The organism is Pseudonocardia sp. Ae717_Ps2 (assembly GCF_001932475.1).
Lineage (GTDB): Bacteria > Actinomycetota > Actinomycetes > Mycobacteriales > Pseudonocardiaceae > Pseudonocardia.
In genome coordinates this window covers 1,860,761-1,884,908 of sequence record NZ_MCIS01000001.1, presented here as the reverse complement: position 1 = coordinate 1,884,908, position 24,148 = coordinate 1,860,761, and the positions used below count along the sequence as shown (strand labels likewise).

At 74.0% G+C, this 24,148-nt stretch carries 24 protein-coding genes; 13 read left to right on the top strand and 11 right to left on the bottom strand.

Going from position 1 to position 24,148, the window contains the following annotated elements:
* Positions 1–389 precede the first annotated feature (389 nt).
* The 6 genes from Ae717Ps2_RS09025 to Ae717Ps2_RS09000 all read left to right on the top strand — a co-directional run bounded on the left by Ae717Ps2_RS09025 (position 390) and on the right by Ae717Ps2_RS09000 (position 6,107).
* Positions 390–1,073 carry an ABC transporter permease gene (locus tag Ae717Ps2_RS09025; protein WP_060712497.1) on the top strand — a complete coding sequence of 228 codons (684 nt, stop codon included), beginning with the start codon at positions 390–392 and terminating at the stop codon, positions 1,071–1,073.
* A 13-nt stretch (positions 1,074–1,086) separates the two neighbouring features.
* Entirely contained in the window at positions 1,087–2,136 is a 1,050-nt protein-coding gene (locus Ae717Ps2_RS09020) for an ABC transporter ATP-binding protein (protein ID WP_075305689.1), read from the top strand.
* Entirely contained in the window at positions 2,133–2,939 is an 807-nt protein-coding gene (locus Ae717Ps2_RS09015; protein WP_020622351.1) for an ABC transporter permease, read from the top strand. The genes Ae717Ps2_RS09020 and Ae717Ps2_RS09015 overlap by 4 nt, the downstream gene beginning before the upstream one ends.
* Before the next feature lie 55 nt (positions 2,940–2,994).
* Positions 2,995–3,966 carry a glycine betaine ABC transporter substrate-binding protein gene (locus tag Ae717Ps2_RS09010; RefSeq protein WP_226359235.1) on the top strand — a complete coding sequence of 324 codons (972 nt, stop codon included), beginning with the start codon at positions 2,995–2,997 and terminating at the stop codon, positions 3,964–3,966.
* A 200-nt stretch (positions 3,967–4,166) separates the two neighbouring features.
* A complete protein-coding gene (locus Ae717Ps2_RS09005) occupies positions 4,167–5,141 on the top strand; it encodes a glycine betaine ABC transporter substrate-binding protein (RefSeq protein ID WP_075333222.1) in 975 nt (324 codons plus the stop codon).
* A 3-nt stretch (positions 5,142–5,144) separates the two neighbouring features.
* Entirely contained in the window at positions 5,145–6,107 is a 963-nt protein-coding gene (locus Ae717Ps2_RS09000; protein ID WP_075305686.1) for a DNA polymerase domain-containing protein, read from the top strand.
* Here the strand turns inward: Ae717Ps2_RS09000 and Ae717Ps2_RS08995 are convergent, their stop codons facing one another.
* Together Ae717Ps2_RS08995 and ligD are read right to left on the bottom strand one after the other, a co-directional pair.
* The gene (locus Ae717Ps2_RS08995; RefSeq protein WP_075305685.1) at positions 6,108–6,302 is read right to left on the bottom strand and encodes a hypothetical protein; all 195 of its coding nucleotides are present in this window, start codon (positions 6,300–6,302) and stop codon (positions 6,108–6,110) included.
* Positions 6,303–6,394: 92 nt separating this feature from the next.
* Positions 6,395–7,420, bottom strand: a complete 1,026-nt coding sequence (ligD, locus tag Ae717Ps2_RS08990; RefSeq protein ID WP_369804831.1) for a non-homologous end-joining DNA ligase — start codon at positions 7,418–7,420, stop codon at positions 6,395–6,397.
* Positions 7,421–7,455: 35 nt separating this feature from the next.
* Here ligD and Ae717Ps2_RS08985 point away from each other — a divergent pair, with 35 nt between their 5' ends.
* Together Ae717Ps2_RS08985 and msrB are read left to right on the top strand one after the other, a co-directional pair.
* Positions 7,456–7,737, top strand: coding sequence for a hypothetical protein (locus Ae717Ps2_RS08985; RefSeq protein WP_075305684.1), 282 nt, complete (start codon positions 7,456–7,458; stop codon positions 7,735–7,737).
* A 60-nt stretch (positions 7,738–7,797) separates the two neighbouring features.
* Positions 7,798–8,250, top strand: coding sequence for a peptide-methionine (R)-S-oxide reductase MsrB (msrB, locus tag Ae717Ps2_RS08980; RefSeq protein WP_020625557.1), 453 nt, complete (start codon positions 7,798–7,800; stop codon positions 8,248–8,250).
* Positions 8,251–8,290: 40 nt separating this feature from the next.
* Here msrB and hemQ read toward each other — a convergent pair whose 3' ends face one another.
* The 3 genes from hemQ to hemE are packed head-to-tail and all read right to left on the bottom strand — an operon-like array spanning position 8,291 to position 11,589.
* Positions 8,291–8,986: a hydrogen peroxide-dependent heme synthase gene (gene hemQ / locus Ae717Ps2_RS08975; protein ID WP_043280124.1), complete on the bottom strand. Its 696-nt coding sequence runs from the start codon at positions 8,984–8,986 to the stop codon at positions 8,291–8,293.
* A 33-nt stretch (positions 8,987–9,019) separates the two neighbouring features.
* Complete coding sequence (gene hemG / locus Ae717Ps2_RS08970; protein ID WP_075333221.1) at positions 9,020–10,498, bottom strand: protoporphyrinogen oxidase; 1,479 nt, start codon at positions 10,496–10,498, stop codon at positions 9,020–9,022.
* A complete protein-coding gene (gene hemE, locus Ae717Ps2_RS08965; protein ID WP_075305682.1) occupies positions 10,495–11,589 on the bottom strand; it encodes a uroporphyrinogen decarboxylase in 1,095 nt (364 codons plus the stop codon). Before hemE ends, hemG begins: the two co-directional genes overlap by 4 nt.
* A gap of 95 nt (positions 11,590–11,684) precedes the next feature.
* On the opposite strand from hemE, the gene Ae717Ps2_RS08960 reads away from it, so the two are divergent.
* The 3 genes from Ae717Ps2_RS08960 (at position 11,685) to Ae717Ps2_RS08950 (ending at position 14,552) form a co-directional block, all read left to right on the top strand.
* Positions 11,685–12,305, top strand: a complete 621-nt coding sequence (locus tag Ae717Ps2_RS08960; protein ID WP_075333220.1) for a DUF3000 domain-containing protein — start codon at positions 11,685–11,687, stop codon at positions 12,303–12,305.
* 418 nt (positions 12,306–12,723) lie between these two features.
* Positions 12,724–13,284 (top strand): response regulator transcription factor, encoded by a 561-nt coding sequence (locus tag Ae717Ps2_RS08955; RefSeq protein ID WP_029239699.1) that lies wholly within the window; start codon positions 12,724–12,726, stop codon positions 13,282–13,284.
* Between the two features lie 86 nt (positions 13,285–13,370).
* The gene (locus Ae717Ps2_RS08950) at positions 13,371–14,552 is read left to right on the top strand and encodes a ribonuclease D (protein WP_233147744.1); all 1,182 of its coding nucleotides are present in this window, start codon (positions 13,371–13,373) and stop codon (positions 14,550–14,552) included.
* A 24-nt stretch (positions 14,553–14,576) separates the two neighbouring features.
* On the opposite strand, the gene Ae717Ps2_RS08945 is transcribed toward Ae717Ps2_RS08950, so the two are convergent.
* From Ae717Ps2_RS08945 to dxs, 3 genes are read right to left on the bottom strand one after another with little or no spacing between them, the layout of a single operon-like run.
* On the bottom strand, positions 14,577–15,743 hold the full coding sequence (locus tag Ae717Ps2_RS08945; RefSeq protein ID WP_233147499.1) for a cell wall metabolism sensor histidine kinase WalK: 1,167 nt from the start codon (positions 15,741–15,743) through the stop codon (positions 14,577–14,579).
* Positions 15,744–15,747: 4 nt separating this feature from the next.
* A complete protein-coding gene (locus Ae717Ps2_RS08940) occupies positions 15,748–16,425 on the bottom strand; it encodes a response regulator transcription factor (RefSeq protein WP_043278510.1) in 678 nt (225 codons plus the stop codon).
* Positions 16,425–18,365 (bottom strand): 1-deoxy-D-xylulose-5-phosphate synthase, encoded by a 1,941-nt coding sequence (gene dxs / locus Ae717Ps2_RS08935; RefSeq protein WP_020624028.1) that lies wholly within the window; start codon positions 18,363–18,365, stop codon positions 16,425–16,427. The genes Ae717Ps2_RS08940 and dxs overlap by 1 nt, the downstream gene beginning before the upstream one ends.
* A 678-nt stretch (positions 18,366–19,043) precedes the next feature.
* Here dxs and Ae717Ps2_RS08930 point away from each other — a divergent pair.
* On the top strand, positions 19,044–20,417 hold the full coding sequence (locus Ae717Ps2_RS08930; protein WP_075333217.1) for a diguanylate cyclase: 1,374 nt from the start codon (positions 19,044–19,046) through the stop codon (positions 20,415–20,417).
* 63 nt (positions 20,418–20,480) lie between these two features.
* Here the strand turns inward: Ae717Ps2_RS08930 and Ae717Ps2_RS08925 are convergent, their stop codons facing one another.
* The 3 genes from Ae717Ps2_RS08925 to Ae717Ps2_RS08915 form a co-directional block, all read right to left on the bottom strand.
* Complete coding sequence (locus Ae717Ps2_RS08925) at positions 20,481–21,800, bottom strand: GGDEF domain-containing protein (RefSeq protein WP_083702305.1); 1,320 nt, start codon at positions 21,798–21,800, stop codon at positions 20,481–20,483.
* 604 nt (positions 21,801–22,404) lie between these two features.
* Positions 22,405–23,001, bottom strand: coding sequence for a histidine phosphatase family protein (locus tag Ae717Ps2_RS08920; RefSeq protein WP_020624024.1), 597 nt, complete (start codon positions 22,999–23,001; stop codon positions 22,405–22,407).
* Positions 23,002–23,005: 4 nt separating this feature from the next.
* Positions 23,006–23,431: an HIT family protein gene (locus Ae717Ps2_RS08915; protein WP_075305677.1), complete on the bottom strand. Its 426-nt coding sequence runs from the start codon at positions 23,429–23,431 to the stop codon at positions 23,006–23,008.
* A 79-nt stretch (positions 23,432–23,510) separates the two neighbouring features.
* Here Ae717Ps2_RS08915 and Ae717Ps2_RS08910 point away from each other — a divergent pair, with 79 nt between their 5' ends.
* On the top strand, positions 23,511–23,978 hold the full coding sequence (locus tag Ae717Ps2_RS08910) for a PPOX class F420-dependent oxidoreductase (RefSeq protein WP_075305676.1): 468 nt from the start codon (positions 23,511–23,513) through the stop codon (positions 23,976–23,978).
* The last annotated feature ends 170 nt before the right edge of the window (positions 23,979–24,148 follow it).

The window sequence follows — 24,148 nt, the reverse complement described above, 5'->3', positions numbered from 1 at the left end:
CGGGCGGCTCACGCTGGGTGGAGCCGGACCGCGACGAAACCGGCGCAGAAGGTCACGATTGCGTATCCGCCGCTTTCCGGTGCGGTTGCGGGAACAGCGTTGTCGCCCATCCCCACCTGCGACGACGGTGGCACGAAACGTTTCCGGAATGCCGACGCCATCGTCCCGGAACGGTCCGCTCGACTTACCGCCCCCACCGTTCTGCGGCTAGGCTCCGTCGGGCGAGCGGGAGGCCGCAGGTCATGCCCACCGCACCGGTGGGCGCACGCGAACTCCCGGTCACGTCGTTCGGGTGGGTGTAACGCCGAACGGACCCGACGACGAGTGGTGCGGAAGGACCGTGTCCCTGCCCCGAGCGGCGGACACGGCCCCCGGGCGGAAGGAGCACGGTGGATTTCTTCACCTATGTCGGCACCCAGCTGAACCAGTTGGTGTTCTACGGCCAGCAGCATTTCCTGCTGGTCGCGATCTCGGTCGGAATCGCGGTCGTGATCTCGTTGGTGGCGGGCACCCTGCTGCACACCAATCGTCTGACGCCCGAGTCGTGGAGCCGCCCGATCCGCGCGGGCTCCCGCGAGGCGCTGCTGATCGTGTTCTCCGCCGCGCTGACGATCCCGTCCCTGGCACTGTTCGGCCTGCTGCAGCCGATCCTGGGGCTCGGCGTCACGCCGTCGCTGACGGCCCTGACGATCTACGCGATCTACCCGGTGCTGCGCAACGTCGTCGCCGGGCTCTCCTCGGTGGACGACGCCGTCCTCGAGTCCGCCCGCGGGATGGGGATGGGCTCGGTCCGCCGGATGGTCACCATCCAGCTGCCGCTGGCCTGGCCGGTGATCCTGTCCGGCATCCGGGTCGCGGTCCTGATCATCATCGGTATCGCGGTCGTCGCCGGCGCCATCAACGGCCCTGGCTTCGGCTCCTCGCTCTTCCTAGGCCTGCAACGGCTGGGATCGGTCAACTCGTTCAACCAGGTTCTGGCGGCCACGCTCGGCTGCCTCGTCGTGGCTGCGGTCTACGAGGTCGTCTTCTGGATCGTGCAGCGCTTCACCACCCCGAGGGGGATCCGTGTCTGATTCCGGCAAGCCGATGATCGCTCTCGAAGGCATCAGCAAGACCTATCCGAAGTCCACCACCCCGGCCGTGCAGGAACTCGACCTGCAGGTGCCCGAGGGCAGCATCTCGATGTTCATCGGGCCGTCCGGCTGCGGCAAGACGACCACGCTCAAGATGATGAACCGGCTCATCGAGCCCACCACCGGTCGCATCCTGCTCGACGGCGACGACGTCACCGACGTCAACGCCGACGAGCTGCGCCGCCGCATCGGCTACGTCATCCAGCAGGTCGGCCTGTTCCCGCACTTCACGATCGGTGACAACATCGCCGTCGTCCCGAAGATCCTCGGGTGGGACCGCAACCGGATCGCCGCCCGGGTCGACGAGCTCCTGCACCTGGTCGGGTTGGAGCCCAAGGACTACCGCGACCGCTACCCCCGCCAGCTCTCCGGCGGCCAGCAGCAGCGTGTCGGCGTCGCCCGCGGACTCGCCGCGGACCCCTCGGTGATGCTGATGGACGAGCCGTTCGGCGCCATCGACCCGATCACCCGCGAGCGCATCCAGGACGAGTTCCTGGAGCTGCAGCAGATCGCCAAGACCATCTGCTTCGTCACCCACGACCTCACCGAGGCGGTCAAGCTCGGCGACCGGATCGCGGTGTTCGGGCCTGGCGGCACGCTGCAGCAGTACGACACCCCCGACATGATCCTGACGCACCCGGCCAACGAGTTCGTCGCCGAGTTCGTCGGCGCCGGTGCCGCGGTCCGGCGGCTGTCGCTGCTGGAGCTGTCCCGCCTGGAGCTGCAGCCGGTCGACCTCGACGGCACCGCCGCCAGCAACGGCTCCCCCACCTACGAGGCCGACGCGCAGGGCCGCCCGGTGCGCTGGGCCTACCTGCCGGGCACCGCCGACCTGCCCAAGCTGGTGACGGTACCGCGCACCGGGACCGTCTACGACGCCGTCGACGTCATGCTCGACTCCCAGACCGAGCTGGTCGGGGTGGTCGACGAGCAGCAGAAGCTGCAGGGCGCGCTGTGGTGGCGCGACCTGGTCGAGGGCCTCACGACGAAGGCCGGTTCGTGAGCGCCCCCGCCGCCGAGGAGACCGGCGCCGGCGCGCCGTCCGGGTCGTCCTCGGCCGAGCCGGTCGTCCGCCGGACCCGGCGGCTGGACCGGTCGCTCATCGTCAACCCGCTCATCGCCGTCGTCGGTGTGGTGCTGGTGCTGCTCTACGCCGCCTCCCAGGGCCTCGACGACGTCGAGGCCTCGGTGATCAACGCGAGCTCGCTCGGGGAGCGGCTCGGGGAGCACCTGGTGCTGACCGGGCTGTCCACCCTCGTCGTGATCATCGTGGCGATCCCGGCCGGCATCGCGATCAGCCGCCCGTCCGCCCACCGGATCCAGCGCCCGATCCTGGCGTTCACCGGGTTCATGCAGGCCCTGCCCGCGTTCGGCGTGATCGTCCTGCTCGCGTTCTCCCCGCTCGGGCTGGGCCTGCCCACCGCCGTCGTCGCGCTGGCACTGGCCGCGCTGCTGCCGGTGCTCACCAACACCGTCGTCGGGCTCCAGCAGGTCGACAAGGCGCTGATCGAGGCGTCCCGCGGCATCGGGATGTCGGCGCGGCAGACGCTGCTGCGGGTCGAGCTGCCGCTGGCGACACCGGTCATGGTCGCCGGCGTCCGCGTCGCGCTCGTGCTGAACGTCGGCACCGCGGCCCTGGCGACCTACGTCGGCGCCGGCGGTCTCGGCGAGCCGATCAAGGGGATGCTGGAGCTCGGCCGCCCCACCGGAACCCTCGTCGCCGCGACCATCGTCGCCGCGCTGGCCCTGATCGTGGACTGGCTCGCCGGTCTCGCCGAGTACGCCGTCCGCCGCAACGCCGGCTGACGCGGGCCCCCGCTCGCCCCCGAATCCCCGCAGTACCGCATTCCCTGGAGGACACGTGAAGTTCGGACGATCCCGGCGTCTCGCCCTGACGGCGATGGCCGCCGCGGCGGCGCTCGCCCTGGCGGGCTGTGGCGGCCTGAGCGGCAGCGGCCCGTCGGCCTCCGGCGGCTCGCTGGCCCAGGCCGGCGACCTGAGCGGACAGAACTACGTCGTCGGCGGCAAGAACTTCGACGAGCAGCTGGTGCTCTGCCAGATCACGGTCGCCGCGCTCGAGTCGGCCGGCGGCAACGTCACCGACCGCTGCAACACCGGTGGCACCGACGTCACCCGCCAGGCGCTGCTGGCCGGGGACATCAACATCTACTGGGAGTACACCGGTACCGCCTGGGCGTCCTTCTTCAAAGAGACCCGCCGGATCACCGACGACAACGAGCTCTACAACCTCGTCGCCCAGCGCGACCTGGAGCAGAACAAGATCCAGTGGCTGGACAAGGCCAACTTCAACAACACCTACGCCTTCGCCATGACCGAGGCGAAGTCCCAGGAGCTCGGCATCACGACGCTGTCGCAGATGGCCGACTACATCAAGTCGGGCCGGGCACCGGCGGGTTCGATGTGCGTCGAGACCGAGTACAACTCCCGTGACGACGGCCTGCGCGGCCTGGAGAAGACCTACGGCTTCACCGCCCAGAACCCGCAGGTGCTCGCCACCGGCGTGATCTACCAGGCCACCGCGGACAACAAGTGCCTGTTCGGCGAGGTCTTCACCACCGACGGCCGCATCCCCGGCCTGAAGCTCAAGGTCCTCGACGACGACAAGCGCTACCACGTCACCTACAACGCGGCACCGACCATCCGGGCCGACGTCTACAACGCCAACCCCGCCGTCCGGCAGGTGCTGGCGCCGATCGCCCAGGCCCTGGACTACAACACCATCCTGGACCTGAACGGCAAGGTGTCCTCCTTCGGCCAGAACGAACGCGACGTCGCGCGTGAGTGGCTGACCCAGAAGGGCTTCATCGGCTGAGGTGTCCCCCGGTACGCCCGCCGCGACCCCGCCCCGGATCCACCGGGTGCGGGGTCGCGGTGTCCCGGGGTCGCGGTGTCCCGGTGTCCCGGTGTCGCGGTGTCGCGGGTCGATCACCGTGCGCGCGTGAACGTTGCGCCGGGGGACGGTTCGTGATCGGCTGACCGGACCATGCCCTCCCGGCGAACCAGGACGATCCCGTGAGCCCCTTCCTCAGCCGCAGGCTGCGGACGCTGGTCCCGGCCCTGCTCGCCGTCGCGCTGCTGGTGGGCGGTTGCACCGGCCTGGCCGGCGGCGGGCCACGGGCGTCGGCCGGGTCGCTCGCCCCCGGCGTCGACCTGTCCGGGCGGACCTACGTCGTGGGGTCGAAGAACTTCGACGAGCAGCAGATCCTGTGCCAGATCTCGATCGCGGCGCTGGAGTCCGCCGGGGCCTCGGTGACCGACCGGTGCAACATCGGCGGGTCCGACGCCACCCGGCAGGCGCTGCTGTCCGGGGACATCTCCACCTATTGGGAGTACACCGGCACGGCATGGGCGTCGTACCTGCGCGAGACCCGCACCCTGCCCGACGACCAGGTCCTCGCCGAGCTGCGCCGGCGCGACCGTGTGCAGAACGGCGTGGTGTGGCTGGACCGTGCCCGGTTCGACAACACGTACTCCTTCGTCGTCGACGGGGCGACGGCCGCCCGGCTGAACCTGAACACGATCAGCGACATGGCCGCCTACGTCCGCTCCGGCCAGCCCGGCGACGTCTGCGTCGAGACCGAGTACGCCTCCCGCGCCGACGGCCTCGCCGGGCTCCAGCGCGCCTACGGTTTCGAGCTGCCCGGCGAGCGGCGCAAGACCCTCGACCAGGGCGTCATCTTCCAGTCGACGGCCGACGGCGTCTGCCTGTTCGGCGAGGTCGCCGCCACCGACGGCCGCATCCCGGCGCTGGGCCTGAAGGTGCTCACCGACGACCGCGGCTACCACATCACCTACAGCGCGGTCCCGGTCTTCCGGGCCGACGTGTTCGACCGGGCCCCGCAGGTCGCCGACCTGTTCGCCCCGATCACCGCGGCCCTGGACCAGCAGACCGTGCAGCAGCTCAACGGCCGGGTCTCCGCAGGCGGGCAGAGCCCCCGTGACGTCGCGCGGGCCTGGCTGGCCGAGCGCGGGTTCATCGGGAGCTGAGCCGTGGCGCGCCGGCAGGTCGACGAGGTCCGCGACGGGGTGGAGCTCACCAGCCTCGACGCCGAGGCCTTCGACGGCGCCGGCGTCACCAAGCGGGCCCTGCTCGACCACCTCGACGCCGTCGCCGACCTGCTGCTGCCCGCGCTGGCCGACCGGCCCCTGTCGGTGGTGCGGGCCCGCCCCGGCCAGGCGCCTTTCATGCAGAAGAACCTCCCGCGCGGGGCTCCGGACTGGATCCCGACCGTCGACGTGTGGGCGGAGTCGTCGCAGCGCACCGTGCACTACCCGCTCTGCCACGACCGCCGCACGCTGCTGTGGTTCGGCAACCAGCGCGCCGTCGAGTTCCACCCGACCCTCGTGCCGCACGGCGCGACGACCACCGGCGAGCTCGTGATCGACCTCGACCCGCCCGACGGCGCGGGGTTCGACCGCGTCGTCGCGGCCGCGCACCCGGTCCGGGCGGCGCTGGCCGAGCTGGGCCTCGCCGCCGCGGTCAAGACCAGCGGTGCGACCGGCCTGCACCTGGTGGTCCCGCTGTCCGAGCAGCTCCCGATCGACGACGCGTTCGCCGCGACCCGCGCGGTGTGCGCCCGCGCCGCGGCGCTGGCCCCCGACGTCGCGACGACCGCGTTCATCCGGGACGACCGCGGCGGGCGGGTCTTCCTCGACCCGACCCGGGCGGGCGGGGCCACCCTCGCCGCGCCCTACAGCCCGCGGGCCCGCCCCGGCCTGCCCGTGTCGTTCCCCCTCACCTGGGACGAGCTGGACGGGGCCTCGCCCGCCGACTTCACGGTGGGCACCGTGGCCGGTCTGCTCGACGGGCGCCCGACCTGGTCGGAGCTGCGGCCCGCACCCGCGTCCCTGCCGGAGGTGCTGCTCACCGAGGGCCGGGCGATCCCGGTGCCGCGGGTCGCGGCCATGCACGAGGGGAAGCGCCGCAAGCGCGCCCGCGAACGCGACGGGTGATCACTCGTCGACGTCGTCGCGGGCGCTCCGGTAGAGCCAGCGGTCGGCGTCGGCGAGCGGTCCGATCAGCACGTAGCCCCTGGGGCCCCCGCCGGGGTCGGACAGCTCGATCGTCCGCGGCGGACGGCCGGTGGCGTCGGGGTCGATGCGCACCTGCTCGCCCGCGTAGGGACCGTCGTCCAGGACCGCGTACATGGCAGGGGATTCTGCCACCGCGCCCGGCCCCCGGGCCGGTGCGCCGACCCGGCCCCGGTGATCTGGACGGTCGTCGGCGTGGCCGCGGTGGGCTACTGCTTGCGTGCCCGGCTGGGCTGCACCCGCAGCGGCTCGCCGGGCATCTTCGGGTACTCCGGCGGGTAGGGCAAGTCCCCCAGGCCGCGCTCGGCCTCGTCCTCGGCGTACCACTCCAGCGCCCTCGCGCAGCTCCCCCGCTCGTCGGCCATCCCGGCGTGCGGGTCCCCGTGGCGTTCCAGCAGACCGGGCACGGTGCGCAGGGTGAACGCCGCGGGGTCGACCTCGCCGAGGTCGTCCCAGGTGACCGGCATGGAGACGGTCGCGGCGGGCAGGCCGCGCACCGACCAGGCCGAGGCGATGGTGCGGTCACGGGCCGCCTGGTTGTAGTCGAGGAACACCCGCTCGCCGCGTTCCTCCTTCCACCAGTCCACCGTGGCCAGCTCCGGGATCCCCCGACAGACGCGCCGGGCGATCGCGATGACGGCGTGCCGGACCTGCACGAAGTCCCACTCGGGCCGGATCGGGCAGGCGACGTGCACGCCCCGCCCACCGGAGGTCTTGGCCCACCCGGTCAGTCCGGCCTCGGTGAGGACCTCGCGCAGCGTCTGCGCGACGACGACGGCGTCGCCGAAGTCGGTGCCCGGCTGCGGGTCGAGGTCGATGCGCAGCTCGTCGGGGTGGTCGGTGTCGGCGCAGCGGACCGGCCACGGGTGGAAGTCGAGGGTGTTGAGGTTGGCCGCCCAGGCGATCGTCGCCGGCTCGGTGATCGACACCGACTCGGCGGTGCGGCCGCTGGGGAAGGTCACCGTGCAGGTCCGCACCCAGTCCGGGGCGCCCTTCGGGACGCGTTTGACGAAGAACGGCTCGCCGTCCACTCCGGAGTTGAACCGCTTCAGGTTGGTGGGGCGGTCGCGCAGCGCGGACGCCATCGGCTCCCCCACCGCGACGTAGTACTCGACCACCTCGCGCTTGGTGATCCCGAGCTCGCCGAACACCACCTTGTCCGGGCTGGTCAGGCGGACCTCACGCGGCCCGTCCGGCCCGTCGACCTGCAGCATCACGACCTCACGGCTCGCCACCCGGCGAACCTACCCCCGGTGACTATCGTGTGCCCATGAGTTCCGACCGGTCCCCCCGGTTCGACGACGACCTGCTGGGCCTCGACCCGGAGGACCCGGAGGCGCGGGAGTTCGCCGCGCACCTGGACCGCATGCAGCGGCTGCCGTCGTGCTCGGTGGAGGGCTACATCCGCGGTGTCGGGGACTTCGCGGAGTCGGCGAACCGGCTGCGGGGCCCCCGGCGGGCCGCCGCGGTCGCGGTGACGGTGCTGCTGCTGCTCGTCGCGGCGTGGGTCATCGCGAACGCGGCCGGGTTCGTGGTCGCCACCTGGGTCTGACGAGCTACCCGGGTCCGACGACCGGCGGCGCACGACCGATCAACGGGTTACCGTGGATGCATGGGTCTGTTCAGCCGCAACACCACCGCCTCCGGGTCCGAGCTCCCGGCCCCGAAGGTGCAGAAGTCCGACGAGGAGTGGCGGGCCCAGCTGAGCCCGGCCGAGTACCAGGTGCTCCGCAAGGCCGGGACCGAGCGCCCGTTCACCGGTGAGTACACCGACACGACCACCACCGGCGTCTACCGCTGCCGGGCCTGCGGGGCGGAGCTGTTCCGCAGCGACTCGAAGTTCGCGTCGCACTGCGGGTGGCCGTCGTTCTTCACCCCGCTCGCGGGCGACGCCGTCATCGAGCGGGTCGACTCCAGCCTGGGCATGACGCGCACCGAGGTGCTGTGCGCGAACTGCCACGGCCACCTCGGCCACGTGTTCGAGGGCGAGGGCTACGGCACCCCGACCGACCTGCGCTACTGCATCAATTCCGTGTCGCTGACCCTGGAGCCCACCGAGGGCTGACACCGGTGCGGGGCCGTCGCGCGACGGCCCCGCACCCGGCTCACGGCAGGGACGCGACGAGGTCGCCGACCTCGACCCGCGGGCCGGTGTAGAACGGGATCTCCTCGCGCACGTGGCGGCGGGCCTCGGTGCCGCGCAGGTGCCGCATGAGGTCGACGATGCGGTACAGCTCGTCGGCCTCGAAGGCGAGGATCCACTCGTAGTCGCCGAGGGCGAAGGCCGGGACGGTGTTGGCGCGCACGTCCGGGTAGTCGCGGGCCTCCATGCCGTGGTCGGCCAGCATCTTCCGGCGCTCGGCGTCGGGCAGCAGGTACCACTCGTAGGACCGGACGAACGGGTAGACGCAGACGTAGCGCTTCGGGTCCTCGCCGGCCATGAACGCCGGGACGTGGCTCTTGTTGAACTCCGCCGGGCGGTGCAGCGCGGTCTGGCTCCAGACCGGCACGCTGGCCCGGCCGAGCGCGGTGGTGCGGCGCAGGTCGGAGTAGGCGGCCTGCAGCGACTCGATCTCCGAGGCGTGCCACCAGATCATGTAGTCGGCGTCGTGCCGCACACCGGCGAGGTCGTACACGCCGCGGACGGCGACGTCCTTGTTCGCGAGCGCGTCGAGGTACTCGGTGGCCTCGCGGGCGGCGGGGGCACGGTCGTCGCCGAGGCGGCCGGGCTCGACCCGGAAGACCGACCACATGGTGTAGCGGATGGTGTCGTTGATCGCTTTGACGTCCACGCGGGCCATGTCGGGCATGGTACGCGGCCGGTGAGGGTGCCCTCAGCGACCGGTCGGTGCGGGGGGCAGGGCCGCGGCGACCCGCTCGGCGGCGGACCGCGCGGTCGCCACACAGGCGGGGACACCGACCCCGTGCAGCATCGACCCGGCGACCTCCAGGCCCCCGACGGCGGCGACGGCCGACTCCAGCGCGTCGACGACCGCGCCGTGGCCGACCCCGTACTGCGGCAGACCGCCGCCCCAGCGCTGCACGAACGACGCGACCGGGACGGCGTCGACGCCGTCGAGGACGGCCAGGTCGGCGCGGACGCGGTCGACGAGCTCGGCGTCGTCGACCTGCAGGCTCGCCTCCTCCCCGAACCGGCCGATCGAGGCCCGGATCCGGACCAGACCGTCCGCACCGAGGTGGGCCCACTTCGTCGACGCGTGGGTGACGCCCTTGACCGACAGCGGCTCGTCCGCGGCGACCAGACAGCCGGAGGTGCCGGGCAGTCCGGCGACGTCGGCCGCCCGGTAGGCGAGCGCGACGACCGCGGAGGAGGCCAGCTCGATCCGCCCGGCCGCCGCGGCCGCGGCCGGTACGACCGGCTCCAGCAGCCGGCGGGCGGCGGGCGCGGGGACGGCGAGGACGACGGCGTCGACGTCGAGTGCCTCGGGCTGCGGGACCGGGCCGAGAGCCAGCCGCCAGCCGCCGGGGCGGCGCTGCAGCTCCCGCACGGTGACACCGGTCCGCACCCGGGCCGCCGACGCGGCGACGAGTGCGGCGGTCATCTCGCGGTAGCCCCCGCGCACGGCACCGAAGACCGGTCCGGCGGCCACCGGCTGTGGCACCGCGGCGGGGTCGGCCCCGGAGCCCCCAGCGGCCGGCGTCCCGGCGGCGAGGGTGCCGCTGCGCTGGCCGGACGCGGCCATCCCGGTACTGGCCGCCTCGGTGAGCGAGCCGGCCCCCGCGTCGAGCGCGGCGGCGAGCGCCGGGACCGTGGCGCGCAGGCCGAGCCGGTCGACCCGGCCGGCGTAGACACCGCCCAGCAGCGGGTCGGCGATCCGGTCGACGACCTCCGGGCCGAACCGACGGCGCAGCAGCGCCCCGAGCGCGACGTCGATGCCGGGCTCCCACTCCAGCGGCGTGGACGGCTCGGCGGCGACCGCGGCCCGTCCGGCGTCGGACAGCACTCCCCCGAGGTCGGCGTCCCGGCCGGGTACGCCCATCAGGGTGCCGCGGGGCAGGCCGACGGTGCGGCCCCCGGCGCGGATCGTCGCCGTCGCCGCGGTGGGGTGGGTGAGCGCGCCCGCCAGCCCGATCTCGGCGAGCAGTGCGGGGACCTCGGGGCGGCGGGCGAGGAAGGCCTCGGCGCCGACGTCGAACGGCGCGCCCGCGAGGTCCACGGTGCGGAGCACCCCGCCGAGCCGGTCACGCTGCTCCAGCACGACGATCTCGGCCGACGGGCCGAGCAGCGTCCGCAGCCGGTGCGCGCACGCCAGCCCGGAGACACCGCCGCCGACGACGGCGACGCGGGTCATCGCGCCGGACGCTCGCCCGTCGGCCCGGACACGGGCTGGGCGTGCACCGTCTCGACGGTCCGGGTGATCACGTCCGGGTCGGTCGCCGGCAGCACACCGTGGCCGAGGTTGAACACGTGCCCGCGGGTGCGGGCGCCCTCGGCCGCGATCCGCACGACCTCGGCGTCGACGGCGTCCTGGCCGGCGAACAGCACGGCCGGGTCGAGGTTGCCCTGCACGGGCACCGCTCCCCCGGCACGGCGAGCCGCGACGTCGAGCGGGGTCCGCCAGTCGACGCCGATCACGTCGGCGCCGGCCTCGGTCATCGCGCCCAGGAGCTCCGCGGTGCCGACCCCGAAGTGGATCCGCGGCACCCCGGCCCCGGCGAGCGCACCGAGCACGGCGGCGGAGTGCGGCAGCACGAACTCGCGGTAGTCGCGCTCGGAGAGCGCGCCCGCCCAGGAGTCGAAGAGCTGGACCGCGTCCACCCCGGCGGCGACCTGCTGCTGCAGGAACGTGCCGGTGAGCACGGCGAGCTTGCCGAGCAGGGAGTGCCAGACCTCGGGGGCGGAGCGCATGAGGGACTTGGTCCGCTCGTGGTTGCGGCTCGGGCCGCCCTCGATGAGGTAGGAGGCGAGGGTGAACGGGGCGCCCGCGAACCCGATCAGCGGGACCCGGCCCAGCTCGGGCAGCAGCAGACCGATCGCCTCGGTGACGCGCGTCACCTGCTCCGGCGCCAGCTCGGGCAGGGCCGCGACGTCGGCGGCGGTGCGGACCGGCGAGTCCACGACGGGGCCGGTGCCCGGAACGATGTCGATCCCGATGCCCGCCAGGTGCAGCGGCACCACGATGTCGGAGAACAGGATGGCCGCGTCCATGTCGTGACGGCGGACCGGCTGCAGGGTGATCTCGCAGGTCAGATCCGGGGTGAGGCACGCCTCGAGCATCTCGTTGTCCCGGCGCAGGGCCCGGTACTCCGGCAGCGAGCGACCCGCCTGACGCATGAACCAGACCGGCAGCCGCGACGGCGTCGCGCCGCGCACTGCATCGAGGAACGGAGCGCCCGCGAGGTCGCGGCGGGCGGGGGGCGCGGAGACGATGCCTGCAGTCATGACCCCCGGATGATCCCACGCGGACGGGGCCGGTACTCGGGCGCCCCGGCGCGCCTGCCAGGTACGACCGGTATCGCACCCTAGAGTCCGACGCCGTGCCGGACCCGAACTCACCACCACCAGCAGCGTTCCGCAGCGCGGTCCGCTCGCTCGCGTCGGTCCGACCGCGCCCCGAGCTCGTGGTGCGGCCGCTCGAGGCCCCGCCCCGGCTCGCGCCGTACAGCTGGGCGACCAGCGTCGAGGCCGACATCGGGCACCGCGGCGACGGGACCGACGACCTCGACGAGCCGGACACCTCCGGCCGGCTGATCCTGCTCCACGACCCCGAGGGTCAGGAACGCTGGGAGGGCACCTTCCGGCTGGTCTGCTTCGTGCAGGCCCGGCTGGAGCCCGGCCAGCTCGGCGACGACATGCTGCCGCGCATCGGATGGTCCTGGCTGACCGACGCGCTCGACCACGCCGGGGCGGGCTTCACCGCCCTCGGCGGGACCGTCACCCAGACCTCGTCGGTCCGCTTCGGCGGGCTCAGCGCGGACGGTGGCGGCCCCGGCGACGCGCCCCCGCGGGAGGACGACGTCGAGCTGCGCGCCTCCTGGTCCCCCACGGAGAGCGACGGCGATCTGTTCCGACACGCCGTCGCGTTCGCGTCCCTCGTGTCGACCGCCGCGGGCCTGCCGCCGGTCGGCGCAGTGCCGTTGAGCCGATCGCCCGGCTGAACGTCGCAGGTCAGCGGCATGTGTCGGACATCTTTCACCCGGAGGGGTGGGACCGCGCCCACACGCATGTAACTTTCCGAGCCGGAAAGACGAATGCACACCAGACGTTAGGCCGCATGGAGGGATACCATCTCTGCCATGGCACCCGCCCGGGCGGCCGAGCTCCACTCTCCGTCCCTCGGGTTCCGGTGTTGGTCGGGGGCGTACGACCGACTCCAGGAAGGTTGACGACGTGGCTGTACTTGGCCAGCAAGTGCCGGCGCAGAGCTCCGGCAACACCACCCCAGGTGGCGCTCCGATCGGTGGAGCAGTGCTCTCACCTGGGATCGTCCCGCAGCCGCGGGAGGAGCTGTTCACGGTTCTCGTCGTGGACGACCGCCCGCTGCTCCGGGAGGCGATCGCCGGGCGGCTGCGCTCCATGGGAGCGGGCACCGTGCACGAGGCCGCCTCGGTGACCGAGGCGCGGGCACGCGCCCACGCGGCGGGCCCCTGCGACCTCGCGATCCTCGATCTGACGCTGCCGGACGGCAGCGGGCTGGACCTGGTCAGCGAGCTCCGCTCGCTCGGCTGGAACCGGCTGGTCGTGCTCGCCTCCTCCGACGACCCGTACGCGGTCCGCTCGGCGTTCCAGGCCGGCGCGCAGGCGTACCTGCTCAAGTCGGCGTCGCCGTCGGTCGTGACCGACGGTGTCAAGCGGGTGCTCGACGGCGGCGTCTACGCCGACCCGACGGTCGCCCCGCTGCTGGCCACCGGGTCCCGCGTGCCGGGCACCGACAACACCCCGCGGGAGCTCTCGGCCCGCGAGGTCGAGGTGCTGCAGCTCGTCGCGGACGGCCAGTCCAACAAGGAGATCGGTGAGGCCCTGAACCTCTCCGCCCTCACGGTGAAGAGCCACCTCTCCCGGATCGGCCGCAAGCTCGGCACCGGCGACCGCGCCCAGATGGTCGCGCTCGCCATGCGCGCGGGGGTCATTCGCTGAATCCCGGGACCGGCGCCGCCGGCGGTACGGACACGACCCGGCCGCCGGTCTCGGCGACTCCGGACGGTTCACCCGATCCGGTACCGCTGCTCCGTCCCGCCGACGGCCTCCCCCCGGTCACCGAGACCCCCGACGACCTCGCCCGCGTGGCGGCGGCGATCGCCGGGGGCAGCGGTCCGGTCGCCGTCGACGCGGAGCGTGCCTCCGGCTTCCGGTACTCCCAGCGCGCCTACCTGGTGCAGCTGCGGCGTGCCGGGGCCGGGTCCGCGCTGGTGGACCCGATCCCGCTGCGCGGCGAGCTGGGGCCGCTCGCCGAGGCCCTCGACGGGCCGGAGTGGGTGCTCCACGCGGCCTCGCAGGACCTCCCGTGCCTGGCCGAGCTGGAGCTGCGCCCGGCGTCGCTGTTCGACACCGAGCTCGCGGGCCGGCTCGCCGGGCTCCCCCGGGTCGGGCTCGGCCCGATGGTGGAGAACCTGCTGGGCCTCGGCCTGGAGAAGGGGCACGGCGCCGCCGACTGGTCGCGTCGCCCGCTGCCCGAGGACTGGCTGGTCTACGCCGCGCTGGACGTCGAGGTCCTCATCGACCTGCGGGACGTCCTGACCCGGATGCTCGACGAGCAGGGCAAGCTGGAGTGGGCCCGCCAGGAGTTCGCGGCGGTCCGCACCGCACCGCCGCCCGCGCCGCGCGCGGAGCCCTGGCGGCGCACCTCCGGCATCCACAAGGTCCGCCGCCCCCGGCCGCTCGCCGCGGTCCGGGAGCTGTGGCTGGCCCGCGACGCGCTCGCGGCCGAGCGCGACATCGCCCCCGGCCGGGTCCTGCCCGACGCCGCGATCGTCGACGCCGCGGTGCGCAACCCCGACTCCCCGCAGGCACTGGCCGAGCTGCCGGTGTTCCGCGGACGCTCCCAGCGCAGGCTGGCCCGGTACTGGTTCGACGCGCTGCGCCGGGCCGCCGAGCTGCCCGAGTCCGAGCTGCCGCGTGGCGCCGCGACCACCGACGGCCCCCCGCCGGTGTCGCGCTGGGCCGACCGGGACCCCGACGCCGCCGCCCGGCTCGCCGCCGCCCGCGCGGCACTGGGCACGGTCTCCGAGCAGCACGACGTGCCGGTGGAGAACCTCCTGCAGCCCGACCTGCTGCGCCGGGTCTGCTGGACCCCGCCCACCGACGGCGACCTCCCGGCCGCCCTGCGCGCCGGCGGTGCCCGCCCGTGGCAGGTCGAGCTCCTGACCCCGGTGCTCGAACCGGCCCTGGCCACCCGCGCCGGCTGAGCCCGGACCGGGCCCGCTCGCCGGTCAGCGGGCCAGCGCCGGGGCGCCGCCCGAGGGCACGGGGACCGTCGTGTCGTCGGGCAGCGCGACGTGCACCGCCAGTCCCCCGCCGGGGACCGCCTCGGCGTGCACGGTGCCGCCGTGCGCGGTCGCGACCGACCGCACGATCGACAGCCCCAGGCCGGATCCGCGGGTGTGGGCGGTACGGGCCACCGGGCCCCGCCGGAACGGCTCGAACAGCTCGGCCACCTTGTCCGGGGCCAGCTCCGGTCCCGACGACGCGACCCGCAGCACGACCTCCGACCCGGGCGTTCGGGTGCCGCAGCCGACCTCGATCCAGCCGCCGTCGCGGTTGTGCCGCACCGCGTTCTCCAGCAGGTTCGCCACCATCCGGCGCAGCAACGGCTCGTTGCCCCGGGTCGTCGCGGGTCGCGGGTCGGTCCGCACCACCAGTCCGCGGACGGCGACATCCCCGGTCACCGCCGCGAGCTCCGCGGCGACGAGCGCGGCCAGGTCCACCGGCACCCGGTCCGAGTCCTGCAACGCTCCCCCGGCCTCGGTACGGGCGAGCAGCAGCAGCCCGCTGACCAACTCGTCGCAGCGACGGCCCGCCTCACGGACCACCCCGGCCATCCGGCGCAGCTCCGCGGCGTCGGCGTCGGGGTCCTGGAGCGTCACGTCGATCTCGGTGCGGAGCACCGCCAGCGGGGTGCGCAGCTCGTGCCCGGCGTTGGCGACGAACCGGGACTGGGCGTCGAACGCGGCCTGCAGCCGGTCGAGCATCGCGTCGACGGCGGCGGCCAGCTCGGCGACCTCGCCGCGGGCCCCGGCGAGTGCCACCCGCTCGTCGAGCGAGCTCGCCGAGAGCCGTGACGTGGTCTCGACGACCCGGCGCAGCGGGTGCAGCACCCGCCCGACCAGCACCCAGGACGCGACCGCACCGGCCGCCACGACCAGGGGGAACGCGATCAGCCCGGCCCGCAGCACCTCGGCGCGCGCCGAGGCGGCGACCGCGTCGCGGGCCGTCTCGGCGGGCACCGCGACCCCGCCCACGAACACCGTCCCGGGCAGCGCCGGGGTGCCCGCGATGACCGCGCCCACCAGCATCCAGCCGAGCAGGAGCAGCAGCGCGGCGACGGCGGCGACGAGCGCCGTCGCGAGCAGCGTCAGCCGCGGCCGGAGGGCGCCCACCGCGTCACGCCGTGGGGGTCCCGTCGGCGGGCACCCGGTACCCGGCACCGACGACGGTGTCGATGAGACCCGGCGCGCCGAGCTTCTTGCGCAGGGTCATGACGGTGACCCGCACCGTGGTCGTGAACGGGTCGGCGTTCTCGTCCCAAACGCGTTCGAGCAGCTCCTCCGACGACACCACGGCACCACCGGCGGCGAGCAGGACCTCCAGCACGCCGAACTCTTTGCGGGTCAGCTCGACCGGGCGCCCGGAGCGCAGCACGGTGCGCCGGGCCGGGTCCAGCACGACGTCACCGGCCCGCAGCGTGGGCGGCACCGCCGGGGTCGCCCGACGGCCGAGCGCCCGGACCCGGGCGACCAGCTCGGGGAAGTCGAACGGCTTGGCCAGGTAGTCGTCGGCGCCGCGGGACAGGCCCTCGACCTTGTCGGCCGGGGTGCCCGACGCGGTCAGCATCAGCACCCGGGTCAGGCCGCCCGCGGCGACGAGCTCGTCGCACAGGTCGTCGCCGCTGCGGCCGGGCAGGTCCCGGTCGAGGACGGCGACGTCGTAGCGGGTCACCGACAGCTTCTCCGAACCCTCGTCGCCGTCGTAGGCGACGTCGACGGCCATCCCGTCCCGGCGAAGGCCGCGCACGACGGCGTCGGCCATCGCCGGCTCGTCCTCGACGACGATAACGCGCATCAGCGGGTGCGCTCCCGCCCGGGAACGGCCCCCTCGGGGGTCGAGGGAACCGCCGCGGCCGCCCACTCGGTGATCCGGCGGGCCATGTCCTGCTCGGTCAGCCCGCAGGTGGCGAGCACGTCGTCGCGGCTGCCGTGCTCCAGGTACTCCTGGGGCAGCGCGAGGTCGCGCTGACGCACGTCGACCTCGGCGGCGCGCAACGCGTCCGACAGCGCGGACCCGAACCCGCCGTGCGTGCCGCAGTCGGAGACGGTGACCACGAGCTGGTGGTCGGCGGCCAGGGTGAGCAGCTCACGCGGGACCGGCAGGACCCACCGCGGGTCGACGACGGTGACGTCGACGCCCTGGTCGGCGAGCCGCCGGGCGACGGCGACGCCGGACTCGGCGAACGGCCCGACGCAGACCAGCAGCACCTGGGAGCGCCCGTCGGACGGCTCGTGCAGCACGTCGACCCCGGCCCCGCCGTCGAGCCGGCGCAGCGCGGGGACCGAGCCGATGACCGAGCCCTTGGGGTAGCGCAGCGCGGTCGGGCCGTCGGTGACCGCGACGGCCTCCCGGAACTCCTCGCGCAGGGTCGTCTCGTCGCGCGGGGCGGCGACCCGCATGCCGGGCACGATGCCCAGCAGCGACAGGTCCCACATCCCGTTGTGCGACGGGCCGTCGCTGCCGGTGACCCCGGAGCGGTCCAGCACCAGCGTGACGCGCTCGCGGTGCAGGCCCACGTCCATCAGCAGCTGGTCGAAGCCCCGGTTGAGGAACGTCGAGTACAGCGCGACGACGGGGTGCCGCCCGGCCCGCGCCAGCCCGGCGGCGGTGGTCAGCGCGTGCTGCTCGGCGATCCCGACGTCGACGATGCGGTCCGGGTGGGCGGCCGCGAACGGGGCGAGACCGGTCGGGCCGAGCATCGCCGCGGTGATCGCGACGACGTCGGTGCGCCGTGTCCCGAGCGCCACCATCTCCTCGGCGAACACGTCGGTCCAGCCGGTCACCGGGGTGCCGGTGGGCAGACCGGTCTCCGGGTCGAACGCGGCCGGGCTGTGCATCTGCTCGGCCTCGTCGTTCTCCGCGGGCGGGTAGCCGTTGCCCTTGCGGGTGACCGTGTGCACGATGACCGGCCCGCCGAAGCGCTTCGCCCGGCGCAGCGCGGACTCGAGCTGGCCGATGTCGTGGCCGTCGACCGGGCCGAAGTACTTGAGCCCCAGGTCGGAGAACAGCTCCTGCGGGGACAGGGCGTCCTTCACCCCGGCCTTGAACGCGTGCAGGCCCGCGTAGAGCGCGGGCCCGACGACGGGGGTGCCGCGGACGGTGCGCTTGCCGGCCTCGAGCACGCGCTCGTAGCCGGGCTGCAGCCGCAGCGACGCGAGCCGGTCCGCCAGCCCGCCGATGGTCGGCGAGTAGGAGCGGCCGTTGTCGTTCACGACGATCACGACGTTGCGGTCCGCACCGGCCGCGATGTTGTTGAGCGCCTCCCAGGCCATGCCGCCGGTCAGCGCACCGTCGCCGATCACCGCGACGACGTGCCGGTCGACCCCGGTCAGCGCGTGCGCGCGGGCGATCCCGTCGGCCCAGGACAGCGACGACGACGCGTGGCTGGACTCCACGTGGTCGTGCTCGGACTCGGCGCGGCTCGGGTAGCCCGACAACCCGCCGGTCTTCTTCAGCCGGTCCCAGCCCTCCTGACGGCCGGTCAGCAGCTTGTGCACGTACGCCTGGTGGCCCGTGTCCCAGATCAGGGTGTCCTGCGGGGACTCGAAGACCCGGTGCAGGGCGATGCTCAGCTCCACCACGCCTAGGTTGGGCCCCAGGTGACCGCCGGTGCGGGACACCGCCTTGATGAGGAACCCCCGGATCTCGGCCGCGAGCGAGGCCAGCTCCTCGGGCCCGAGCCCTCGCAGATCGGCCGGGCGTCGGATCGCCGAGAGTCCCCGGTTCGTCGTCACGTACTGCCTCCTCGCCGCCGGCCCCGTTCGGGAGTCCTCCACGGCGGAGAGACCGCAGGGAGGACCGGCATCGACTCGGGGTCCCACTCTACGGACAGGTGGCCGAGGGGACTCGATGGCGCTGCCGGGCGCGGTGGGCGTCGTCACCCGGACGGTGCCCACCGCGTCCCGTGCTGCGACGCGGTACGTGCGCTGTTCTCACCAACCCCAGTTACGCATTGTCGATCTCCTTTCACACTCGAACCACCGTTGGTCGACACAATGGCCGCGGCCATTGCGGCGGATGCCCTCACCAACCCCAGTTGCGCACGATGATCTCCTTTCCTGATCGACATCCCGCACGTAGTGGTGCTGCCACACCGTCACGGACAGCAATTGCCGGACACACCGACATGGTCTCTCATCCATTTCTCGACGCCGTCGCCGGAAAGAGTGGACCGCGGTCGGCCGACGAACAAACCAGGGAGCACCATTGCGACGTCGACCATCACCGACCCGGCCCTGCCGGTGACACCCAGCGTGACGAGGACACTCGTCCGAGCAGCTACGACTCGATCACGACGTCGTATCGATCACGGAACGCGACGGGTGCGGCTAGGATCACGGCGCGGCGGCATCCCGTTCGCCGCAGCGGACGGGCAGGATCGGGTGGTACGACGCCGGCCGAGGGAGGGACGCATGGCCCCGGAACCGGTCCGGTTGCACCAGGTCACCCGCTGGCCGATCTGGTCCATCCCGGGTCGGCTGCTCGGCCCGGTCCTCGCCGTGGAGCTGCTGGCGGTCTGCCTGGTCCTCGCCGGGCTGCTGCACCCGCCCCGGCTCGACCGCCCGACGCTGGTGCTGCTCGTCACCCTGACCGTGGCCGGGAGCCTGCACACCGAGGTCGTGGCCGGCATCGAGCGCGTCCGGCGCTACACCGCCGAGACCCATCACGTGAACCTGACCTCGGTCTGGACGGTCGCCTCGGCCCTGCTGCTGCCACCGGTCCTGGGCGCGTTCGTGGTGGTGGTGGTCGTCTACACCCACCTCTACGTCCGGGTGCTGCGGCCGGTGCCGCCCCCGGACCGCAGGCCGGTCTACCGCGAGGTCTACAGCACCGCGACGGTGATCCTCTCCGTGCACGCCGCGGCCGGGGTGCTCGCCGCGACCCGGCCCGGTGAGCTCTACGGCAGCCTGCCCGACGTCGTCGCGCTGCTGCTCGCGCTGCTGACCTACACCGTCGTCAACACCTGCCTGGTGCTCGGTGTGGTCGCGGTGGCCAGCCCGGACACCCGGGTGGTGCGGATCCTGTTCGGCGGCGACGAGCTCACCCTGGAGCTGGCGACCCTCTGCCTGGGGGCGCTGACGGCGGGGGCGCTGGCCGCGAGCGGCCCGTTCGTCGCGCTGCTCGCGGTGCCGCCGATCCTCGCGCTGCACCGCACGATCCTGGTCCGCAAGCTGCGCGAACGCGCCGACACCGACTCCAAGACCGGGCTGCTCAACCACGCGGCCTGGCACCTGCGCGGCACCCACGAGCTGGCCATCGCCGAACGCGAACGGCGGCCGGCGGCGCTGCTGATCCTCGATCTGGACCACTTCAAGGAGATCAACGACACCCACGGCCACCTCTACGGCGACCAGGTCCTCGCCGCCACCGCCCGGGTACTGCGCGAGGAGCTGCGCGACCACGACCTCGTCGGCCGGTTCGGCGGGGAGGAGTTCGTCGTGCTGCTCCCCCGGCTGTCCGGGCACGACGGGCGCGAGGAGGTCCGGCAGATCGCCGAGCGCCTGCGCAGGCGGATCGCGGGTGAGTCCGACCCGGTGGCACCGGTGGACGGGGTCCCCGCCCAGCGGCTGCCCGCACCGCCCCCGGACGCCCCCGGGACCGACGGCCCTCCGTCCCGGACCGGGATCACCGTCTCGATCGGCGGGGCGCTGTTCCCCGACGACGGCCACGCCCTGACCGGGCTGCTCGAGGTCGCGGACTCCGCCCTCTACGCCGCCAAACGCGCCGGGCGCGACGCCGTGCGGATCGGGCGGCACACCTTCCCGGCCGAGCCCGAGCACGCCTGACCCGTCCCGTCCTGCCGCCGCCGCGGCACCGGGGCCCTGCCGCCGGCGCTCAGTGGCCGGGGCTCAGTAGCCGGGGACGCTCCCGTCGCGCCCGATCCGGACCTGGTCGCGTCCGGCACGTTTGGCGGCGTAGAGGGCGTGGTCGGCGACCTGCAGCAGGTCGTCGAGGGACTCGCCGTCGCCGCCGGTCACCGCGACCCCGACCGACACCGACAGGTCGCGGATGGTGATGCCGCCGCCCGGGCCGTCGACGTGCACCGTCAGCGACCGGATGGTCCGCCGGATGCGCTCGGCCGCGCCGTGGGCGAGCGCGCACCCCTCCGGCCCCACCGGCAGCCCGGCGAGGAGGACGACGAACTCCTCCCCACCGAAGCGCCCGACCGGGTCGACCTCGCGGACCTGGGCCTTCAGCGTCGCGGCGACAGCGGTGAGCACTTCGTCGCCGGCGAGGTGGCCGTAGCCGTCGTTGACGGCCTTGAAGTGGTCCAGGTCGAGGATCAGCACCGCGACGGCACCGCGCTGGCGCCGGGCCCGGGTGAGCGCCCGGTGCGCCCGGCCCCGCCACGCGACCGCGGTGAGCAGGTTGGTCTTGGCGTCGGTGTTCGCCCGCTCCTCCAGCTGCCGGATCAGCACCGCCCGGTGCAGCACCAACAGCGGCGGGAGGACCAGCAGCGCAAGGAGCACATGGCGCTGCACCGCGAGCGCGGCCAGCACCGCCAGGCAGAGCGTCGCGCCCTCGAGCACGTGGTCGTCCCAGTCCCCCATCAGGCGTCGCCAGTCGGGACGATCCGGCGAGGTCAGGGCCAGCGCGGTCGCGACGAGGACCTGGTTGACCAGCCCGTAGACCGCCATGGCCAGCAGCAGCGACAGGTAGCCGACCACCTGGCTCGCACCGCCGAGCCCCGCCGCCGCGGTGAGCGAGTCGGACGAGACGAGGACCGAGGCGGCCATCGCGGCGAGCACGACGGTCGCGGTGGTGTAGACGTGCCGATACAGCTTCGCCCCGGCCGGGCGCCAGACCCGCCACCACAGGTGGCCGTAGACCGCGACGACCACCAGGCCCGCCACCCCCGGCGGCAGCAGCAGCGCGGCCGCGAAGGTCCAGACCGTCGACAGGTCGAAGTAGGTGACCTGCGCTCCGCGCCGGCGCACCCGGTCGATGCCGGACGCCATCTCGGTGTGCAGCGCGCCGAGTGCGGCGAGACCGAGGGCGCCCAGCGCCAGCATGCCGGTGGCGCGGTCCCACGGCAGCCGCGCCACGTCGGTCACGACGAGCACCACCGCGGTGAGCTCCACCAGCACCAGCACGGCGAGTACCCGGGCCGGCAGCCCGCGCGAGGGCCAGCGGGGCCGTTCGGCGTCCTCACCCCGGATCGCGGTCACCGGTGCCTGCCCGAACGAACTGGGGCGATCGTGCCGTCGGGACCGTGCGGCGCCGGTGACGTCGTGCGCGACCGAGGCCGGTGACCACCGGGAACCACACCTGCCGGGGGCATGCGACCGCCCCCGGACCCGCCGGGCGGCGCATCCGGACGGGGCATCCGGACGGCGCCGAGGGCGAGCAGGCGCAGCGCGCGGACGTCCGCGCGGACGTCGCGGACGTCGCGGACCGAGAAGGCGCCACGCGCGACGGGAGGACCGGCGGGAGTGGGGACGCGACGTTCGTCGTCCCGCGTCCCGGAGCCTCCGCGCTCGGCCATCGGCGTGCGGTCCCTTCGGAGTCCGTAGGTGGCCCGTGCCGGGATCCGGCACCCGCCCTGGACGGGGCCCCACGACCTCGGCATCGTCGTCGGGCGGAGACGCAGCCGAGCGTAGGTACAGCCCGCCCGCTCGGCGTCCTGGATCACCCGTCCGAAGCCGGGCGGCGTAACGACGGCGGCGAACGGCGTACGAGCGGGGGCACACGTCCATCACGTGCGCCTCCGTCCACGGCAAACGGTCGACGGCAAGCGGTCGACGACCGTTGCGCAACGGTCGGCGGTGGAGGTCAGAGCAGGTCCGCGACGTGGGCGGTCTCATTCACCGTCGCGACCTTGCGCATCCCGTCGCGTGCGCACACCACCCGTGAGAGGCCGACGTAGTCCAGGGGGAACGGCAGGTCCCGTCCGATGCCCAGCACCTCGGCGAGGTAGGCGTTGACCACGCCCGCGTGGGCGACGACGACCACCGTCGCCCGGCCCGGGTGTGCCGCGACGACGTCCTCGATCCCGGCACGCACCCGGGCCCGGAACGCGGCGCCGTCGACGTGGTCGGGCAGGTGCCCGGCCCGCATCCGCGCCCATGCCGCCGGGTCGGCCTGCGCCATCCGGGCGACCGGGACGTAGAGCGAGCGTTCTGCGTCGTACTCGCGCAGGTCGGACCGGGTGTGCGGGGTGAGGCCGCGCTCGCGCGCGAGCGGCTCCGCGGTCTGGACCGCCCGGAGCATCGTGCTGGTGTACAGCGCGTCGACCGGGGTGCCGGCCAGCGCGTCGACCAGCCGGGCGGCCTGCTCCAGGCCCTGCGGCGCGAGGCCCGGGTCGGCGTGCGTGCCGTCGTCGTGCTCGACGGCCTCGGGCAGCGCGTGCCGGACGAGCAGCAGGTGCACCCGCTCAGCCCGGGACGTGCGCGTCGTGTCCGGCGGCCCGCAGCGCCGCGCGCAGGGCCTCGGCGTGCCCGTCCTGCTCGGCGCCGTCGACGGTGGCGGCCGCGTTCGCGAAGTCGAAGGCCCGCATGTCCCAGGCCGGGAACACGTGGACGTGCAGGTGGGGCACCTCGAACCCGGCGACCAGCAGACCCACCCGGGGCGGCGACCAGATCTCCCGCACCGCGAGTCCGACGGTCCGTGCCACCCCGGTGAGGTGGGCGACGAGGCCGGCGTCGGCGTCGACCCACTGGTCGATCTCGGCGCGCGGCACGACGAGGGTGTGCCCCGGGCCGAGCGGGTTGATCGACAGGAACCCCACGCACTGCTCGTCGGCCCAGACGAACCGGCCCGGGATCTCGCCGCTGATGATCTTCGTGAAGACGGTGGCCACGGATCCGGACCCTAGTGGCCCGCGGCGCGGGGTGAGGAACGGCGGGCGCGGGGCCCCCGGCCGCCCTAGGATTCCGGGCATGCCCCGCACCATCGCCCGCAGTGACCGCGTCGACCGGGACGAGCTGCTCGAGTTCGTCCGTCCCCGGCACCACATGGTGCTGATGACCACCCGTTCCGACGGCGGCGTGCAGGCCTCCCCGGTCACCGGCGGCGTCGACGACGAGGGGCGCATCGTGATCTCCACCTATCCCGAGCGCGCCAAGTCGGCCAACGTCGCGAGGGCCGGCAGGGCCGCGGTCGTCGTGCTGAGCGAGGAGTTCGACGGCGCCTGGGTGCAGGTCGAGGGCGACGCCGAGCTCATCACGCTGCCCGACGCGCTCGAGCCGCTGGCCGACTACTTCCGCGCCGTCTCCGGCGAGCACCCGGACTGGGACGAGTACCGCCGGGCCATGGCCGACCAGGGGAAGGCTTTGATCCGCATCACCCCGACCCGGTGGAGCCCTGTCGCCACCGGCGGCTTCCCCGCCCGGCTCGCCGACTCCTGACCGCCCCTGGGACGATCGACCGCCCCCGTCCGCAGCAGCTGCGGACGTGACGGTGATGTGGCGTGGGCCGCCGGCGGCCCCGTCCACCATGCGGCAACGGAGCCCGCCCTACACAGTGTGAGCGTGCCAGCGGCCTGCGGCCGGGGGTACGCGACGAGAGGACACAGACC

Excerpts from the sequence above, each read along its gene's own strand:
- Ae717Ps2_RS09020 (WP_075305689.1), top strand. The coding sequence starts at position 1,087 with ATGATCGCTCTCGAAGGCATCAGCAAGACCTATCCGAAGTCCACCACC.
- Ae717Ps2_RS08995 (WP_075305685.1), bottom strand. The coding sequence starts at position 6,302 with ATGTACGCGGTCCTGGACGACGGTCCCTACGCGGGCGAGCAGGTGCGC.
- Ae717Ps2_RS08985 (WP_075305684.1), top strand. The coding sequence starts at position 7,456 with ATGAGTTCCGACCGGTCCCCCCGGTTCGACGACGACCTGCTGGGCCTC.
- msrB (WP_020625557.1), top strand. The coding sequence starts at position 7,798 with ATGGGTCTGTTCAGCCGCAACACCACCGCCTCCGGGTCCGAGCTCCCG.
- hemQ (WP_043280124.1), bottom strand. The coding sequence starts at position 8,986 with ATGGCCCGCGTGGACGTCAAAGCGATCAACGACACCATCCGCTACACC.
- hemG (WP_075333221.1), bottom strand. The coding sequence starts at position 10,498 with ATGACCCGCGTCGCCGTCGTCGGCGGCGGTGTCTCCGGGCTGGCGTGC.
- hemE (WP_075305682.1), bottom strand. The coding sequence starts at position 11,589 with ATGACTGCAGGCATCGTCTCCGCGCCCCCCGCCCGCCGCGACCTCGCG.
- Ae717Ps2_RS08955 (WP_029239699.1), top strand. The coding sequence starts at position 12,724 with ATGGGAGCGGGCACCGTGCACGAGGCCGCCTCGGTGACCGAGGCGCGG.
- Ae717Ps2_RS08940 (WP_043278510.1), bottom strand. The coding sequence starts at position 16,425 with ATGCGCGTTATCGTCGTCGAGGACGAGCCGGCGATGGCCGACGCCGTC.
- Ae717Ps2_RS08930 (WP_075333217.1), top strand. The coding sequence starts at position 19,044 with ATGGCCCCGGAACCGGTCCGGTTGCACCAGGTCACCCGCTGGCCGATC.
- Ae717Ps2_RS08910 (WP_075305676.1), top strand. The coding sequence starts at position 23,511 with ATGCCCCGCACCATCGCCCGCAGTGACCGCGTCGACCGGGACGAGCTG.